The organism is Bradyrhizobium sp. MI1.11, from assembly GCF_055811255.1.
Genome location: NZ_JBVVPM010000095.1, coordinates 1 through 14,974, shown reverse-complemented (window position 1 = coordinate 14,974; position 14,974 = coordinate 1). Strand labels below are relative to the sequence as shown.

Below are 14,974 nucleotides of genomic sequence, written 5' to 3'. Positions count from 1 at the left end.
CCGCGGCAAACCGGTTAAGACCACGATCAGCGACAAGGCCGCGCCATGCCCGCTGGATCACGTCAACCGCCAGTTCAATGAGGTGCGGGATGATGAAGGCGAGAGCGGCGAGCAGCCTGTACTTCCGAATATGGACCGCGAGATGGTGGACGTCAGCGCGAAGCAACTGATTTGGGCGGTCGAAAACAAACGGGCGCGCTGGATTGGCAACAAGCTCGTTAAGATCTGGGACGGCCATGCCTGGGTTGGCCCCGAAGAACGGTTCGGCGAGGTTCGGCATCGGGCAAGCGACAAGGCCGACACCGGGAGCTGGGATGCTGAGATGCCGGATGCCCAAGGGGAGTTGGCTCGCGCGCTGGATACCGAGACCTTGCGCGGCCAGCTGCGCCACAAGGTGTGAGCGGTACTCGACATGGCGTCGTCGTCCGACAGCACCTTAAGCGAGATAGGCGAATATCTCGGCTTTGCAGGCCAATATGCGGCAAGGATGGCGGGCAAGGAGGTTCGCGCGGCGGTCGCTGCGCTGAACGCGGCCATAGGCGGGGATGAGCAGGCTGCGGCTTAACATGTGTACTCAATAGCGTCCGCTTTGCCCTAGGACGCCAAACCCGACAGGATGCGTGTCGGGTTTGGGGCCAAGAGTCACACGGCCACTTGGGCCCGCCTGATTTAGCCTCTAGCGGATCACCTATTGGCAGAGATGCTGGAGACCGTCCGCACCCTTGAAATTGGTGCCGGGCCTGCAGGTGATGCCGTTGCGGGTAGCATACGAACTCCAGTTGCCGTACCAGCCGTTCTGGCCGTACCCCATCCCGCCGCCGTACCCCGTCCCGCCGGACATGGCGTAGGAATTGCTCCAGCCGCCGACGGTTGCAGCCGCCGCCACCGGATGGCGATGCGCCGTTCGCCGATATCGATAGACGGGGGTAGTCCCGGTTCCAAGACCCGTGCAGTTGGCGAATTCAGCTTGGCATTCGTCCGGATTGGAGAGAGCCGCCTGGGCCAGTGCAGCAGAGCTGGACAGGGCGGATGCCGCAATAACGAACGCGCCAAGAACTTTCAGATTTATCATGGCTTGCTCCTTGCGTTGGACCGTGGCGCACAATGCCAGGTCTGGCTTCTTCATGCGGTGGAATCGAGCGCGCCTTCTGATAGGGGTGCCTTGACGTAGATCAAGGTAGGCGCGGGCGAGCCTGTCCATTGTATTGACACTGGGCCGTCCTTCTCCAACAGCTCAGTCTTCAACAAGGCCCGGCCGGGACTCGATCTCCGGCCGGGCTTTGTTTTGTCATGACCGCCGTTCAGTTGAATAACAACAGCCTCTCGTATGTAACGATTTGGCATATAAAGGAATCTTAACAACTTCCGCGCGTAATACGTTTGATTTGACGTGGCGATATTAAAATGAATTTGGGGCCAGCCAATGAGGGCAGTTTCTGCGGCCGATCTCATTACTGAGTTGGATGCCACCATCGCGAGGAGCTCATCCGAACGTTGTGCGCGCATGCTCTGGCGCACCACCGAGCTGCTCGTCGACGGTAATAACCGATTGCAAGAGCCGCAGGTCGGCCTGCTTGACGACGTTCTAATTCGCTTAGCACCGTGGATTGCGCCGGGGACGCTCGCCGAGCTCAGCACGACGCTCGCCGAGCTGGGTACTGCTCCGATGAAGACCCTGCGACGTCTCGCCTCGTGCAACGATCCGGCGGTCGCAGTCCCGATCCTTATGAAATCTCCCGCCCTGTCGCCGGCCGATCTCGTGGCGATCGCGACGTCCGGCAGCGAGGATCACCGTCTCGCCATTGCTGGCCGGCGCAGAATCGAAAGCCCAGTGACTGAGGCAATATTGCAGCGCGGCAGCAGCAAGACTTGTCTGGCCATCATCGGCAATCCGGGCGCTGAATTCTCGGGCGCGGCCTATGCCAACTTGATCCGTAGGGCTGTGGAGGACGACGAGATCACGAAAGCGCTGACACTGAGGCCAGACACCCCGGACATGGTGGTTCGGGAGCTGCTGTCGGCATCGCCACGGCCGGCGATTAAGGCTTCCAACGCAGACGCGTCCTCGCAAGTATTAGCGACAGCGAAGCGACCTTACGACACTGAGTACGCCGCTGCGAGGCCGGAGATCATATCGCTCAATCGGAGCGGAAAGCTGAGCGACTCGACTGTCAATCGGTTCGCGATCCGGCGTGAGACAGCCAACCTGTTCACGGCCTTGTCGGTGCTGTCGGCAGCACCGATTGAGGCCATCGAGCAGGTTATGGCAGAGCCCGGTTACGAAGGCCCGGTTATGGCGTGCCGGGCATCGCGCTTGAATTGGCAGACCACGCTGGCGGTCCTCAACACTCGCGGCGCGGGGCTTTCACTAGGCGAATGCGCACGAGCTCAGTTGCTGTTTGAAACGCTTCATCTCTCGACCAGCCAATGGTCCGTTCGTTGGGGAGAAATCTCCGCGGGCGCCCACGGTCGCACTGCAAGACCGGCAGGAAACCAATGAAATTCGACGGTCGCAAGGCGCCTCGGGTGCGCATGGACAACAGACAGCCCGTGAACTTGATGGGCTCCGACGGCACTTGGCGGCGAAGCTGCGTCTTGCTCGATATCTCGAACACCGGCGCCAAGATCGAAGTCGAAGGGTCGCTCGATGTTCTCTCGGCCAAGGAGTTCTTCATGCTGCTGTCGTCGACGGGACTGGCCTATCGACGTTGCGAGCTGGTCTGGATCGACGGAACCACGGCTGGCGTCCACTTTGTCCAAGCAAATGGCAAGAAGGCCCAAACGACAGCGAGCGACAGAGGCGCGCACAAACCAACTTGAGCGAGCGGTGTTATCCAAGTGAGCCAATGACCTTGGACCACCGACGAGGCCCATTCAGCCGGGCACCCCACGAACGAAGGCACCAGTCATGCTCGTGCACGTATTGGCCGACACTTCCGAGAAGCTCTTCGGGCTCTGCTCGCTTTTTGGAGGGCAGTTCACCGTTGCCGGCGAGCGGCTCGATGTAGAAGCAAAGCTTCCGCACGCTGCTGCCGCGGTCGTCGTCCGTGCCGACCTGCGGGCGGTCGCAAACATTGCCGCGCTGAAAAAGAGAGCTGCCCGGTTCGCCATAGCAAAGAAGCGCATCTTCCTCGTCGAGCAAACCTCGCACGTTTGCATCTCGCAAGCTTATGCGCTCGGCGCAACGTTGGTGTTGTCTGGCAAGATCGAGCCGGCCAAGCTCCTGGCCGCTTTGGCCGATCCAGCCGGCGAAGAGACTGGGTCGACGAGCGGCATCTCGCAGCCTGACAATGCGGTTGAGGCCGCAGCAACCGCGATTGCGTCGATGTTCACCTCCATCACCCTCGGGGAGCGGGTCGACGTCGCCGGTCCCAAAGAGGCCGGACGCAAGATCACCAACCGGATTTCCGAGCATGGGCTATCCGAATGGCTGGCCACGGTGCGGCGCCATCACGAGGGAACGTTCCAGCACTGCCTGCTCGTGACCGGCGTCGCGGTCGATTTCGGCCTCAGCCTCGGTTTCCGTAAAAGTGACCTTGAACGGCTCTCCACTGCTGCCATGTTCCACGACATAGGAAAGGCGAGGGTGCCCTTGGCGATCCTGGACAAGCCAGGACGCCTCGACGACGAGGAGCGAACGTTGGTCGAAACTCACCCGGCGGTGGGTTACGATGTGCTGAAAGGGCACGTGGACATCTCACCCGAAGTCCTCGATGCGGTCCGGCATCATCACGAATATCTCGATGGCAGCGGCTATCCTGACGGCCTCTGCGCCGAGAACATCACCGACATCGTGCGCATTCTGACCATTTCGGATATCTTTGCGGCGCTGATCGAACACCGGCCGTACAAACCGACAATGCCACGCGCGGCGGCGTACGAGATTCTCTGCGGCATCAGGGGAAAGCTGGAGAGGGCGCTAGTCGCCTCTTTCAAGGATGTCGCGCTTAGCAGATGAATTCTGCTCGAGCCTATGCAGGAATATTCCACGTCTCACTCAAGGCTGATCGGAGGCGGTCTTATTTCCATGCACTTCGGCTTCTGGGCCCATCTTGGACATCCTGACCGGCGCCGATGATTTCCGTTCCCGGAGCTCAACGCTAGCCAAAACGTTGAACTCATTGCAAGTTTTGACGATCCGGGCGGAGCTCGCGCAAAAAGCTACGGTGACGAGCTATGAATGGACCCGTGTAATTCGGCACTATGTCGATTGGCGGGCAGGGACCTCGTCAGGACCGCAACTAAGCTCGCCGCTCGGGGGCTACCTGCTGGCGAGCTAGCCTGAGTCTTTCGGTCCGTTAACGATCGGATCGTCACGGATACGCGCGGTGAATGTCGATGTTGCGTGTCTCACGATCGGAGGCAAATGATGGCTCGATGTCACGTGGACCAGCATTGAGTGACCGCAGAAGAAGTAGTCCGCTGTGTAGCGGGCCAAAATCGGTGCGTGCAAAACCCAATGGCAGTCGGGCGGTCGATTTTCTGCACTCGGACCTGTTATAAAGGGACAGAACTAAGCCGAACTGCAAGCATGCAAACATCACGTCTACAAGAGCGCATCGGCAGGAACGTCCCATGAGCGTGTCCCAACTCACGAAGCGCGTTCGACGCGAGCTGACTTATTTGGACTATCCGGCTCGGGAGTGGACAGTCCCGCGATTTGTAGACGGAGTACCGGTTCTGGACGTGCTGATTGTCGGCGCTGGACAGAGCGGACTGGGAATCGCGTTCGGTTTGAGGCTTGAGCGCATAACAAACTTCAGGATCATCGATCGCCGCCCACGCGGTTTCGAAGGACCTTGGCGCAGTTTCGCTCGGATGGAACGGTTGCGCACGCCGAAGGAGGTGACTGGAATTGATTTCGGCGTCCCGAGTCTAACGGTACGGGCCTGGTACGAGGAAAAATTTGGGCGGCGAGCATGGGGTCGCATAGATACCCTCCCTCAGGAGGTATGGCGTTCTTATCTGGATTGGTACCGAGACGTTCTGGATCTCCCGGTTGAGAACGAGGTCGAACTAATCTTGATTGAACCGGCGGATGGTATCTTCCTTGCCCATCTTCGTCGTTCCGAAGGGATTGAGCGGGTATATGCAAGAAAGATCATTCTTGCGACAGGCTTTGAGGGAAGTGGCAGGTGGGCCGCTCCTAAGTTTCTGGTCGCTGATTTGTCGGAAGATCTTTATGCACATTCGGCCGATGATATCGATTTTCGCAAGCTTACGGGAAAACGCATTGGCGTCCTTGGTGCCGGGGCATCGGCCTTTGACAACGCAGCTCTCGCGCTTGAGGCGGGCGCGGCGCGAGTAGACCTTTGCTTCCGCCGTTCGGAGATGCCGCGGGTCAACCCACTCACTTGGATGAATTTTGCCGGTATGTTGGGCCACTTCGGTGAGCTGACGGACCTGGACCGCTGGCGGTTCATGCGCCACATTCTTGACGAGCTTCCGGTCCCCCCCACACAAGACGCTTATTGGCGATGCCGCGAGTTTGAGAATTTCGCCTGGCACCCCGACTGCGCATGGACTTCCATCGACGAAGCTTGCGGTACTGCAAGGGTTCGAAGCAGGAATCGCAGATTCGAATTCGACTTCATGATTTTTGCGAGCGGTGTCGAACCGGATCTCTCAGCGCGTCCCGAGCTCGCCCTATTTTTTGAACAAATAGCCCTTTGGCGCGACCGCTTCACGCCTCCATCGGGCGAGGAAAGCGAGTCACTCGCACGCTATCCCTATTTGGGTGACACCTTTGAATTCACGGAGCGGCACCGCGGCGCCGCTCCGTTCCTTAGAGGAATACACAACTTCACGTTCGGAGCGTTTCTGAGCCACGGCATATCAGGAGCGGCCATCACGGGTATAAAGTATGGAGTGCGGCGGCTGGTAAACGGAATCGCGCGTGATCTGTTTTGCGACGACTCGGCCAATTATTACCGCGATCTGCTGTCATATCAGACGCCTGAGCTGCGGACCTTGGACAATGCGTTTGTTTGGCTGAGCCAGCTTGGCAGTGACGCTGCTAATTTCGACAGCTTCGCCAATCAGCTGGATCAGCACCAGTTTGCCACGCTGCGTGGCTTGTTGCTACGATCAACGCCACAGCACGAATCTCCGGCTGCAAAGTCCGCCCGACCTGCCCCAACGAAGCGCCCGCCGCGAACGACGCAGCTCAAGAAGAAAAAGGGGAGGTGACATAGCGACTTTATGCTCGCGAGGTGCGACGCGACGATCTATTCTACGCTCGACGGATGCTCCGTGGACAGAAAGCCAATTGAGTATTGTGGAAATGCCGTTTGACTAAAGGTCGTATTGGAGAATATTGTAGTTTGTTGCCTTGCACGTAGTGATCACCGCCTGACGACCACCATCATCGTGAGGTTAGCAATGGCCTTCATCGCATTTACGAAAGTGATCGATTTTACTACATTGACCGCCAAGCAGCGGAGAGAACTCAAAACCATTCTCGGGAAGCGTGAGGATCAGCTCAAAAAGGCGATCAAGGATGTCGAGAGCGCCCTTAGCAAGCTTAAACGAACGGGTCGGAAGTCTCGAAAGCAGTCGAAGGGCAGGCGTTGATCGGGCGCTAATCAATTTGCGCCGGCCATGATGTTGGGCGGCGTTGGCTAGCATTTGCCGTGATCTGGCTTCTCTTTCGGTGCTGAAATTGAGCTTAATTCGTCCACGAGATTCCTGGCATCTTCCAGATCGGGCATATCCCGACCGTCGGTAAACCAAGAGTATATTGGTTTTGCGAGGGACGTAGCTTCGAAATATCTGCCTTCGTTACACCAATGCCGCGCGAGGCAGATCGAGGCACGCAACTCCCACCAGCGGGCTTGCTGTTGCCGCGCAATGGCCACTGCTCGCTTCAGTTCGACCTCTGCCTGGTCACGCCTCCCGAGTATTAGGTTGATGCTGCCCCTAAGACGGTACAGCTCGGCCTCAAAGAACCTCTCACCTGTTGCTTCGGCCAGCTGAACGCCTTCGTCCAGCAGACGGAGTCCGACTTCAGGTTCTCCGAGCTGGGCATGGGCGAAGGCGAGATGGCCCAAGTACACAGTGCGGCGGCATCGCTCAGAGTTGCGGTAAGTTGCCGCCAAGGCGTTGCGCATCAGTTCAATCCCGACTTGAAGGTCTCCTGCTTGGGCTAACAGTGCTCCACGGAAAAAACGTGCTCTTCGTTCGATTGCCGCAAATTCATGCTCGATGCTGAGCGATATCGCCTCGTCGGCGTGAGCCAAGGCGCGCTTTGCGTCGCCGCCGATTGTGCCCAAAACGGCTATGTTCCCCAGAGCCAGGGCTGTCGTAAAGCTTTGTTCTCTCGTTCGGGCAAGAGTCTCTGTGCGCTCGACGATTGTTGTAGACTGTTTAGGATAGCCAAGGACCAATAGCGTCGTCGAGAGCCACGCCAGGCTATTCACCGCGTCATCGACTCCGAAGCGGCGATAGGTCGAGATCGTGGCTGGATTGGTTGCGCATAGTGCGAGGGCGCGATCGAGGTGTTGGCGTGCATCGGCGAAGGCACCCGTGAAATGCAACGACTGCCCAATGAACCGTGTGGCTAGGACGGACACGCCGGGATGCTCATACTCTGTGGCCAACGCGAGGCAGTGCCGGGCGTCCTCCAGCGCTGAGCCATACTCCGCGCGCATGAAGTGGGCTAGGTAGTTGCCCCACAGGATCGTCATCCGTTCTTCTAGGCTGGCGCTTTCGCCAAGCAGCGCGCGAGCCCGTGAGAAGACCCGCGACGTTTCAGGCGCGGCATCACCCTCAGTCGCGGCAACTGCAGGCCCAAGGGCCAGATAAAAATCTAATTCTTTGCGGTCCCGTTGTGGCGAGCTCGGCAGTTGCTGGGTTAGCTCCATTCCTCGCGTGAGATGTTTTACGGCCTCGGCATTGGAAGAGCGGCCGAGCGCGCGCTTTCCAGCCTTGAGCCAATAGTCCGTCGCTTGCTCGAGCATGCCGGCTTCGGTGAAATGGTGCGCAAGGATTTCAGGGTCGTTCACGACGGCATCCTTGAATCCGTTCTCTAGGGCGCGCGCTATCTGAGCATGAAGTTGCCGTCGCCGTCTCTTCAGCAGGCTTTGGTAAGCCGCATCCCTGACCAATGCGTGCTTGAAGCTGTACATTGCATCCGGCAGCTCACCTTGGCGGAAAATAAGTCCGGCCTCCTCGAGTTCGGCGAGGGAATGCTGCAACCATGGGTCCTCTCGAGCTACCACAGCCAGCATCAAGGAATAGGAAAATTCGCGACCGATGGTGGCGCCGATCTGGGCGATCTCCTTCACCGAGTGCAGGCGGTCGAGCCGCGCCATCAGGGAGTCATGGAGGGTTTCCGGGATGGCGAAAGGCGGTAACGGCCCCCTGAGCTGATAGCGATCCTGATATTCAACCAGGATGCCTGCTTCGATGACAGCCTTTGTGAGTTCCTCCACAAAGAGCGGGTTTCCGTCAGTCTTTGTGACGATCTCCTTCATCACGTCGATCGGAAGCGCGCGACCGTTAGCCACCTGCGTGGCCACACCTTTGACATCATCTGGGTTGAGCCGTCCGAGGATCAGGCTTCCGACATTTGCAAGACCAGTCCAGGGAGGCTCGAACTCTGGTCGAAAGGTAACCAGCGCAAGAATAGGCAACTGTCGGGCTCGCTCTACGACGAGGTCGAGCAATTCGAGGGTGGTGTCGTCGGCCCACTGAACATCTTCGAGGAGCAAGAAGATCGGCTGTTTGCGCGAACGGCTCTCGAATTGATCGAGGAGCGCGGCAAGCGTTCGGCGACGCTGCTGGGCGGGGCTTAGCTGCAGTTTCGGATAACGATCCTCGCACGGAATCGATAGCAGCGCGGCAAAAAGGGGTACCACCGTCTGAACTTGCGTCGCTCTCAGCGCGAGCAGCGCCTCCAGCTTGTCAAGCCGCATCTCGGCCGAATCGTCCGCCTTAAACCCGGCGCTCCTTTCCAACTGCTCGACCACGGGATGAAGTGCGCTGTTGGCGTGATAAGGCGAGCACTGATAACGAAATTGCATCTGTGGTTGATGCTTAGCTGCACGCTCAGCCAGAGCGGCTGCTAGGCGCGATTTCCCGATACCCGGCTCGCCGGAGAGGAGAACAATCTGGCCTTCGCCGGTGCGAGCCAAACGCTGACGTTCCAACAGGAACTCCAACTCGGAATCGCGGCCGATGAGATGGGCGCGCTCTGCCGGACGCACCGCTTCAAAGCGGCTCTCGGAAGCGGAGAGGCCCTGAACGGCCCACGCGCAGACGGGCGCGCTGATGCCCTTGAGCTGGTGGGCCCCAAGATCGCGAAGATTAAAGATATCGCCAAGGAGACGGCGCGTCGAATCAGCGACGACCACTGTATTCGGCTCTACCAAGGCTTGCACGCGAGCCGCGATATTAGGAGCGCCCCCAACGACGGAATGCTCCCGAAGCTTACCCTCGCCACCCAGGTCGCCGACTACCACCATGCCGGTGGCGATGCCGATACGCACGGCGAGAGGTTCTCCTGCGCGGGTTTCGAGCCGTGCGACGGCAGCAATGATATCCAGTGCAGCTCGCACCGTTCGTTCGGGATCGTCCTCGTGCGCAATGGGATAGCCGAAATACGCAAGGATGCCGTCGCCGCGAAAGTCGGCGAGAAAGCCGTCATAGGAGCGCGTGATGCGAGCACAAGCAGCGTGATAGGCATCTATGACGGCGCCCATATCTTCCGGATCAAGCCGTGCCGTCAAAGCGGTCGAACCGACTAAGTCACAGATCATCACCGTGAGGTGGCGGCGTTCCGCGTACTGCGCAACTGCAGTATTCGCATCAGCCGAGGGAGGGCTTGAGGGAAGCGCACTGATCGCATTCATCAGGCGCTTGCGGTCGCCAAGTGGGATGCCGATCTTTTCGAAGTCGCCTTCTGTCAATTGCGGCAACACATCGCAATCGATGGCATTCGCGATGAACAGGGACTCATGCTGTCCCAGCCCTAGCCTTCTCAGCCAAGTCTTGATTTCCATGGCCGGACCCTGGTGTGTACGAAAGTTTCAGCATGTCAGAGCCAAACCTTGGTTCGGCTACTTCATCGCATTCGAATATCCATTCAAAGCAGTTCGGTCTTATCGCACCGACAATAGCATGCTGTCTGGCCTGTATATGTGAACAGCCTCGCAATTCGTCGCACCTAAATACCTCTTGAAGCATGGTAAGTGTTCCGTCCGACGGCTGTGGCTGTCGTTTCTGTCCCTACATCGCTCATGAGGAGATCCCATGGTCAGCGACGAGGGTGGCACGGTGATGTCGAGCGCTCCGCAGTCTCCATGTTGATCAGGAGTCCGAATTGGTCGACCGCTCAACCGGCAGATTGGGGAAGCTCGCCGCCGTTAAGGCGTTTGAAGTTCAATCATAGAAAGCCAGAGGACATCCACTCCTCTAGACTCTCCACGGCAAGTAGTTGGAATGGGACAGATTTCAGTTGACTGCCTGGGAGTCGGCATGAATTTCTACGGCGACTTGCTACGAGTTAAATCTGCCAATGCCAGCTCGAGCTCGATCGCTACAGCTGCTCTTGCTCATAAGAGAGTTCAACCAATTGAAGCTCTCGCTCTGTTTGATCCAAATCATGGTCGGAATCGCCTGGAGTATGGGACAGTCCGAAGGCGTGATCTATCGAAGACGTTGACTGCGACGTGGTGTCTCGTTGGCGGCGAACACATAGCGCGAGTTGGCGCTGGATGCCTCGCCGCGGCCTACCTGAAAAACGCAGCAGACTGGTCCGTCCCATCCTCAACGAAGGGCAGGTGGCCTGAGGAGGCAGGAGCTTCCCGGGCACCACCTGAAGTCGGAATGCGCCTGATCCGTGCCGTATAGGCGCTCCAGCGGCTCAGGTTTGCCCGGTGGTGCGCGATGCGCAAGTAACACACCGTCAATCGCCCAGCGCTAGAACAGGTCCTATCGCGGACTGGTGACGAGCACTGGGATAGGAATGGGAATTGAGAACCCGGCGGACCTAGGCCGGCGGGTTTTTCTTTGATCAGATCGGGCCCGGGGCAGGCCAGTCCACGATGACTAAGTTTCACCCATGTGTATGATTCCCTTGGGCGGGGCTTGATTCGTCATGCTGGAAGCCATTCTCCTATTGCTGGAAATTGGGGCCGCAGCCCTTCTGCTGATCGCCTTCTGGGGACTGCAGCATCACGTATGACTGCGCCTCGGGGGCCTAGCGCCTCGAGGGCCGCCGGTTGACGCAGCGTGCTTGCTGTACGCGACTGTGATGACTGTTAGGGAAGGCCGTGTGAAGTAGTTCACAAGCGGGAGGTATTCCTGAGCCTAGCATGCGTGCTTCCACTGGAGGGAAGCGCAATGAAGTGGAACTTGGCAACCTGTCGAATGCTCGCGCTGACCGCCGCTGTTCTGGTGGCGGCTGGTACTACTATGGCCGTCGGTACTCCTCGTGGAGTCCATGAACCAATGTTGGGGTCCGATTGGCAATGCAGCCGGACCATGCTGCTCGTGACCACGTGTGCGCACTGAAGCATTGATCGGATAGCCGCAGACGCGTTCGGCAAGGCCAGCGGGCGCTGGTTCACACATCTCGGCTCACGAATATCGGCCTAACAATCAATTAACGAAGAACCCATAGCGTGTTCCGCCGCTGACCTGCATCCCGTGACGCATGGCGAGGTGGGTCTAGGACGGGGCCGATACCATGGCGGACCTAAGGGAAAAATTGGACAAACTCCGTGCCGATGCCGCGGATTTGGCCCTTATGAGCAGGCGATCGAGCGACCCGCAAAAGCGCGCACTTTTCGAACGCTTGGCAGATGAGCTCGCCATAGAGGCTCTCGAACTCGAGCAGGTGGTGAAGCTGCAAAGCCGGCGCTCCGGTCACCGCGACCCGGACACAGTCGTGCCCCTCCAGGTGCGTCCAGATCGTCGCTGACCCAATCCCGCTTCCCTTTGTGGGCCACCGCCGCAGGCACATTGCGGACGAGGGGGCGGGGCAGTCCGGGAAGATGCCGGGCATGCTGGGCAAGTTGCCAACGCTGCTGTTGAGCGGGGCGAACAGGCGACGGGTCGCGTGCACGTTTCTCTTCATGGAGTAGAGATTGAACACGATCGAGTCTCCGAAGCTGCCTGGCGGGGACGGGAGGCCAGTTGCAGAAGAGTGGCTGCCGGTGGCCCGTAAGCTCCGTCGCCGCGCGGCTTTGCTTAGTCTGCTATGGATCGCCCGGGGGCGGCATTCTTTGGCTGATCGCTATTCATGAATGCAGCGGCCTCGTCGACGGCTGCCATCACCTCGGCGGTCGCGGACTGATGGATCATGTGTCCGGCACCAGCGATGCGGTGCAATCTGCTTTGCTCACTATTGACGTGCAGTCTGGCCGATTGCCTCTCGAAGTCAATTATCCGGTCATCTTCGCGGCTATGGCCTGATCTTGGACATCCGTCGTAATCATTGCAGTGGGCCTTCTTCCCAATGTGATCGCGGCGCTCAATTTGTCTGCCGCTTTTGAACCGAAGCCTGGTCGATTAGGAAATCGTCCAACTTCCGGCCACCTCGAAGCTGCGGCCGCAGCCATCGAGGCAGTCTGCCGCGGCCGGACCATGTCTCCGCCGGGTTCTTTGGGTTGCTATATTTGGGGCGAACGGGCGGGTATGGACGGCGCTTACGATCGAACCGTACAGCTTTCTCGGCCAGTCCAATTTTGTGGAGCCGCTCCTCCAACCGTGCTTTTTGCACCAAAATTTTCTGACTGAGGGTGGCGGCGACCTGTTGGTGAAGTATCCAAAGTTCGTCAAGGGAAAGCGAATTGAAATGCTCGGTGTTCATCGCTCGATCCAACTCTTGGGGGAAGGCCCAGGCAGACAAGTCGAGAATGAAGGAGCAGACAAGCCATCAGTTATATAGTCGTCGTACAATCCACATTTAAATGAGGAGGTAAACGGGAGAAAGGCGCGATGGCGGTAATATCGTGACGGAGCATTTAATTTGGTGCCAGGCGAATCCTCACCCCGGCCCGCACACCGGCATCGTATTATCCACAACCTACCGCTCGACCAGTTGCGCTTCCACATTGCCATTGCGAAGGTGAGCGCAAACACCGCAGCGAGTGATCAACCGGGCGGCCGCGTCGCGGATCGCGAGCGGGATCGACGCCCCACGTAACGCATGTGGCTCGACTTAATTGAACGCGCTGCCCGTTTTGCAACCGAAGAGTGTTGGATGGCCTGTTAACTCGGATGGCCAGGAGCACAATTAATCCATCACGTTGCCAGATTTAAGCCGCATCGGAGCCCATGTCGCCGCGAAGGCTCGTGCCGAGTAGGGGGCGCAGCACCGGGAGTTTTCGATGTCCCGTCATTTGCGATTTTACTTCGCCGGTTTAGTCCTTGTCGGAGGTCTTCCGGCGACACCAGCGTGCTCCGACCCTATTACTAACTTGTTCAATATTGCTCCGCGCGAGCCCGCTGCAACCTCATTGGTGCAGCCGGAATGCTTGCCGCGGCCCGGCAACTCGCATGGCCCACGCCAGCACTGGGTCTATCGGCGGGACGGCCACCGCAAATGCTGGTTCCTAGCCGAAGGCACCGTGACGGTGCGACAACCGGCTCATGGTCGTGTGGCCAACCGCGCCGCCAGCTCCGTCGAGAACGAGGCCGAGCAGCAAAGGGCGAGCCCCGTGATCGATGCGCGCGCGGAGTTGCCAAGCTCATCGGCGGCCGAGGGGGCTCAGCCGACGCCGCCGGCACGCGAACTCAAGGTGGCCGATGCCGCTTCTGTTTTCGATGCGGGCACGCCGGCCCCCATGCCGGCGCGACCCGTCGCGGATCTTCCTATCACCCAGCTCACGCCCGAGCACTCCGTGCCGCCCCAAGTTGACGTGGAGAAGCTTGCCGCGGCCGCGCGAGCCGACTCACCTCCAGCTATCCCGATGGCCGCGCACAATGAAGAGGTGCGCGACGAGCCGCGCAGCTGGACGGTAACCTCGTTAGGTGTGCTGCTGATGACGCTGGGGGGCTTTTCGATTTTAAGCTCGAACCGCACGGTTCGGCAGACGGTAAAGCTACGCCACCGATGCGCGTACACTGAGCGGGTTAGTTGACGCAGCCCCGCGATCGATGAGTTCACGCCGTTATAGCCGAATTGCCACGCGTACAAAGGTTCCGCGCGCCTGCACTCAGTTCGGCGCTGCCTTAGACGGACATTCGATTAACCTGACGATCCCCTTTTTGGATGGGACTGCCATCATGCGGGTACAAAGTGTTCGTGGTGGACTGCGGCAAGTGATCTGCGCAGCAAAGCTTGACTGTATTGACGAGCAAGCGGCGAGACGTCGAGCCTAGCAAATATGGCGAGCACGACGTGCAGCTTTAGCAAGGCGATCGGCTTCCTCAAATGCATTCGCCAGCTCTTCTGTACGGGGCGAATAAGGACACCGACAATCTCGAATCGACCATGCGCTATGCATTGCTGACAACGCGGGCTATAGTCGTCTGCGCTCGCAACATTCTGACAATCTTCTCGTCACATCGCGATTGAACCGCTTTCTCGTGAAGATTGCTTTTCTCTGGGAGCCAAAAGATGCGGCGCACGCTCGACATCTTCGGTCTGAATTCGCTCGGACGCTGCGAATTGTTGACGAAATCGTCTCACGAGGCCGATCCACGAAGCGGCCAAACGTAGTTAGGCCGCGGCCCAAGTAACACTAACGCACGGACGTTCTTGCGCCGATCCGGCCCAGCGCAGATGCTGGATGCAGTCGCGAAGTCGTCCTCGTTTCGCGTATCGGCGCATTCGCGGCGAGGGGTCGCCGTCCCCTCGGTCGGCGGCCCCGCCCATGGGCGACCTAGTAAGCACGCCGCACTACTCGGGGCAGAGACGGCAGTCTCAGAGAAAACCGGTGGGCAAGCGTGAGCACTGCGGCTTCGTCGGTTTCGAGCGCGATCTTCTGGGCGAGCATCACATCGCCAGCCGCCAGAGGACGTTCGG

At 59.0% G+C, this 14,974-nt stretch carries 12 protein-coding genes and 1 pseudogene; 9 read left to right on the top strand and 4 right to left on the bottom strand.

Going from position 1 to position 14,974, the window contains the following annotated elements:
• Both AC0L30_RS40890 and AC0L30_RS40885 read left to right on the top strand, forming a co-directional pair.
• Positions 1-400: pseudogene (locus tag AC0L30_RS40890) on the top strand (hypothetical protein); the annotation flags it as partial.
• A gap of 12 nt (positions 401-412) precedes the next feature.
• On the top strand, positions 413-565 hold the full coding sequence (locus AC0L30_RS40885) for a hypothetical protein (protein ID WP_009859239.1): 153 nt from the start codon (positions 413-415) through the stop codon (positions 563-565).
• A gap of 123 nt (positions 566-688) precedes the next feature.
• On the opposite strand, the gene AC0L30_RS40880 is transcribed toward AC0L30_RS40885, so the two are convergent.
• The gene (locus AC0L30_RS40880; RefSeq protein ID WP_009859240.1) at positions 689-1,072 is read right to left on the bottom strand and encodes a hypothetical protein; all 384 of its coding nucleotides are present in this window, start codon (positions 1,070-1,072) and stop codon (positions 689-691) included.
• A 351-nt stretch (positions 1,073-1,423) separates the two neighbouring features.
• On the opposite strand from AC0L30_RS40880, the gene AC0L30_RS40875 reads away from it, so the two are divergent.
• The 5 genes from AC0L30_RS40875 (at position 1,424) to AC0L30_RS40855 (ending at position 6,573) form a co-directional block, all read left to right on the top strand.
• Positions 1,424-2,500 (top strand): DUF2336 domain-containing protein, encoded by a 1,077-nt coding sequence (locus AC0L30_RS40875; protein ID WP_473406631.1) that lies wholly within the window; start codon positions 1,424-1,426, stop codon positions 2,498-2,500.
• Positions 2,497-2,820: a PilZ domain-containing protein gene (locus AC0L30_RS40870; RefSeq protein ID WP_473406630.1), complete on the top strand. Its 324-nt coding sequence runs from the start codon at positions 2,497-2,499 to the stop codon at positions 2,818-2,820. Before AC0L30_RS40875 ends, AC0L30_RS40870 begins: the two co-directional genes overlap by 4 nt.
• An 88-nt stretch (positions 2,821-2,908) precedes the next feature.
• The gene (locus tag AC0L30_RS40865; RefSeq protein ID WP_354202321.1) at positions 2,909-3,958 is read left to right on the top strand and encodes an HD-GYP domain-containing protein; all 1,050 of its coding nucleotides are present in this window, start codon (positions 2,909-2,911) and stop codon (positions 3,956-3,958) included.
• A gap of 617 nt (positions 3,959-4,575) precedes the next feature.
• Positions 4,576-6,189, top strand: coding sequence for an NAD(P)-binding domain-containing protein (locus tag AC0L30_RS40860; RefSeq protein WP_009859245.1), 1,614 nt, complete (start codon positions 4,576-4,578; stop codon positions 6,187-6,189).
• A gap of 192 nt (positions 6,190-6,381) precedes the next feature.
• A complete protein-coding gene (locus AC0L30_RS40855; protein ID WP_473406629.1) occupies positions 6,382-6,573 on the top strand; it encodes a hypothetical protein in 192 nt (63 codons plus the stop codon).
• Positions 6,574-6,620: 47 nt separating this feature from the next.
• Here AC0L30_RS40855 and AC0L30_RS40850 read toward each other — a convergent pair whose 3' ends face one another.
• Positions 6,621-10,001 (bottom strand): AAA family ATPase, encoded by a 3,381-nt coding sequence (locus AC0L30_RS40850; RefSeq protein ID WP_009859247.1) that lies wholly within the window; start codon positions 9,999-10,001, stop codon positions 6,621-6,623.
• 1,697 nt (positions 10,002-11,698) lie between these two features.
• On the bottom strand, positions 11,699-12,097 hold the full coding sequence (locus AC0L30_RS40845; RefSeq protein WP_354202318.1) for a hypothetical protein: 399 nt from the start codon (positions 12,095-12,097) through the stop codon (positions 11,699-11,701).
• 41 nt (positions 12,098-12,138) lie between these two features.
• On the opposite strand from AC0L30_RS40845, the gene AC0L30_RS40840 reads away from it, so the two are divergent.
• On the top strand, positions 12,139-12,417 hold the full coding sequence (locus AC0L30_RS40840; protein ID WP_009859304.1) for a hypothetical protein: 279 nt from the start codon (positions 12,139-12,141) through the stop codon (positions 12,415-12,417).
• 58 nt (positions 12,418-12,475) lie between these two features.
• Here AC0L30_RS40840 and AC0L30_RS40835 read toward each other — a convergent pair whose 3' ends face one another.
• A complete protein-coding gene (locus AC0L30_RS40835) occupies positions 12,476-12,814 on the bottom strand; it encodes an H-NS histone family protein (RefSeq protein WP_009859303.1) in 339 nt (112 codons plus the stop codon).
• A gap of 520 nt (positions 12,815-13,334) precedes the next feature.
• Here AC0L30_RS40835 and AC0L30_RS40830 point away from each other — a divergent pair.
• Entirely contained in the window at positions 13,335-14,087 is a 753-nt protein-coding gene (locus tag AC0L30_RS40830) for a flagellar biosynthesis protein FlhF (RefSeq protein ID WP_009859302.1), read from the top strand.
• Positions 14,088-14,974: the final 887 nt, after the last annotated feature.

Excerpts from the sequence above, each read along its gene's own strand:
- AC0L30_RS40885 (WP_009859239.1), top strand. The coding sequence starts at position 413 with ATGGCGTCGTCGTCCGACAGCACCTTAAGCGAGATAGGCGAATATCTC.
- AC0L30_RS40880 (WP_009859240.1), bottom strand. The coding sequence starts at position 1,072 with ATGATAAATCTGAAAGTTCTTGGCGCGTTCGTTATTGCGGCATCCGCC.
- AC0L30_RS40875 (WP_473406631.1), top strand. The coding sequence starts at position 1,424 with ATGAGGGCAGTTTCTGCGGCCGATCTCATTACTGAGTTGGATGCCACC.
- AC0L30_RS40870 (WP_473406630.1), top strand. The coding sequence starts at position 2,497 with ATGAAATTCGACGGTCGCAAGGCGCCTCGGGTGCGCATGGACAACAGA.
- AC0L30_RS40865 (WP_354202321.1), top strand. The coding sequence starts at position 2,909 with ATGCTCGTGCACGTATTGGCCGACACTTCCGAGAAGCTCTTCGGGCTC.
- AC0L30_RS40860 (WP_009859245.1), top strand. The coding sequence starts at position 4,576 with ATGAGCGTGTCCCAACTCACGAAGCGCGTTCGACGCGAGCTGACTTAT.
- AC0L30_RS40855 (WP_473406629.1), top strand. The coding sequence starts at position 6,382 with ATGGCCTTCATCGCATTTACGAAAGTGATCGATTTTACTACATTGACC.
- AC0L30_RS40850 (WP_009859247.1), bottom strand. The coding sequence starts at position 10,001 with ATGGAAATCAAGACTTGGCTGAGAAGGCTAGGGCTGGGACAGCATGAG.
- AC0L30_RS40835 (WP_009859303.1), bottom strand. The coding sequence starts at position 12,814 with ATGAACACCGAGCATTTCAATTCGCTTTCCCTTGACGAACTTTGGATA.
- AC0L30_RS40830 (WP_009859302.1), top strand. The coding sequence starts at position 13,335 with ATGTCCCGTCATTTGCGATTTTACTTCGCCGGTTTAGTCCTTGTCGGA.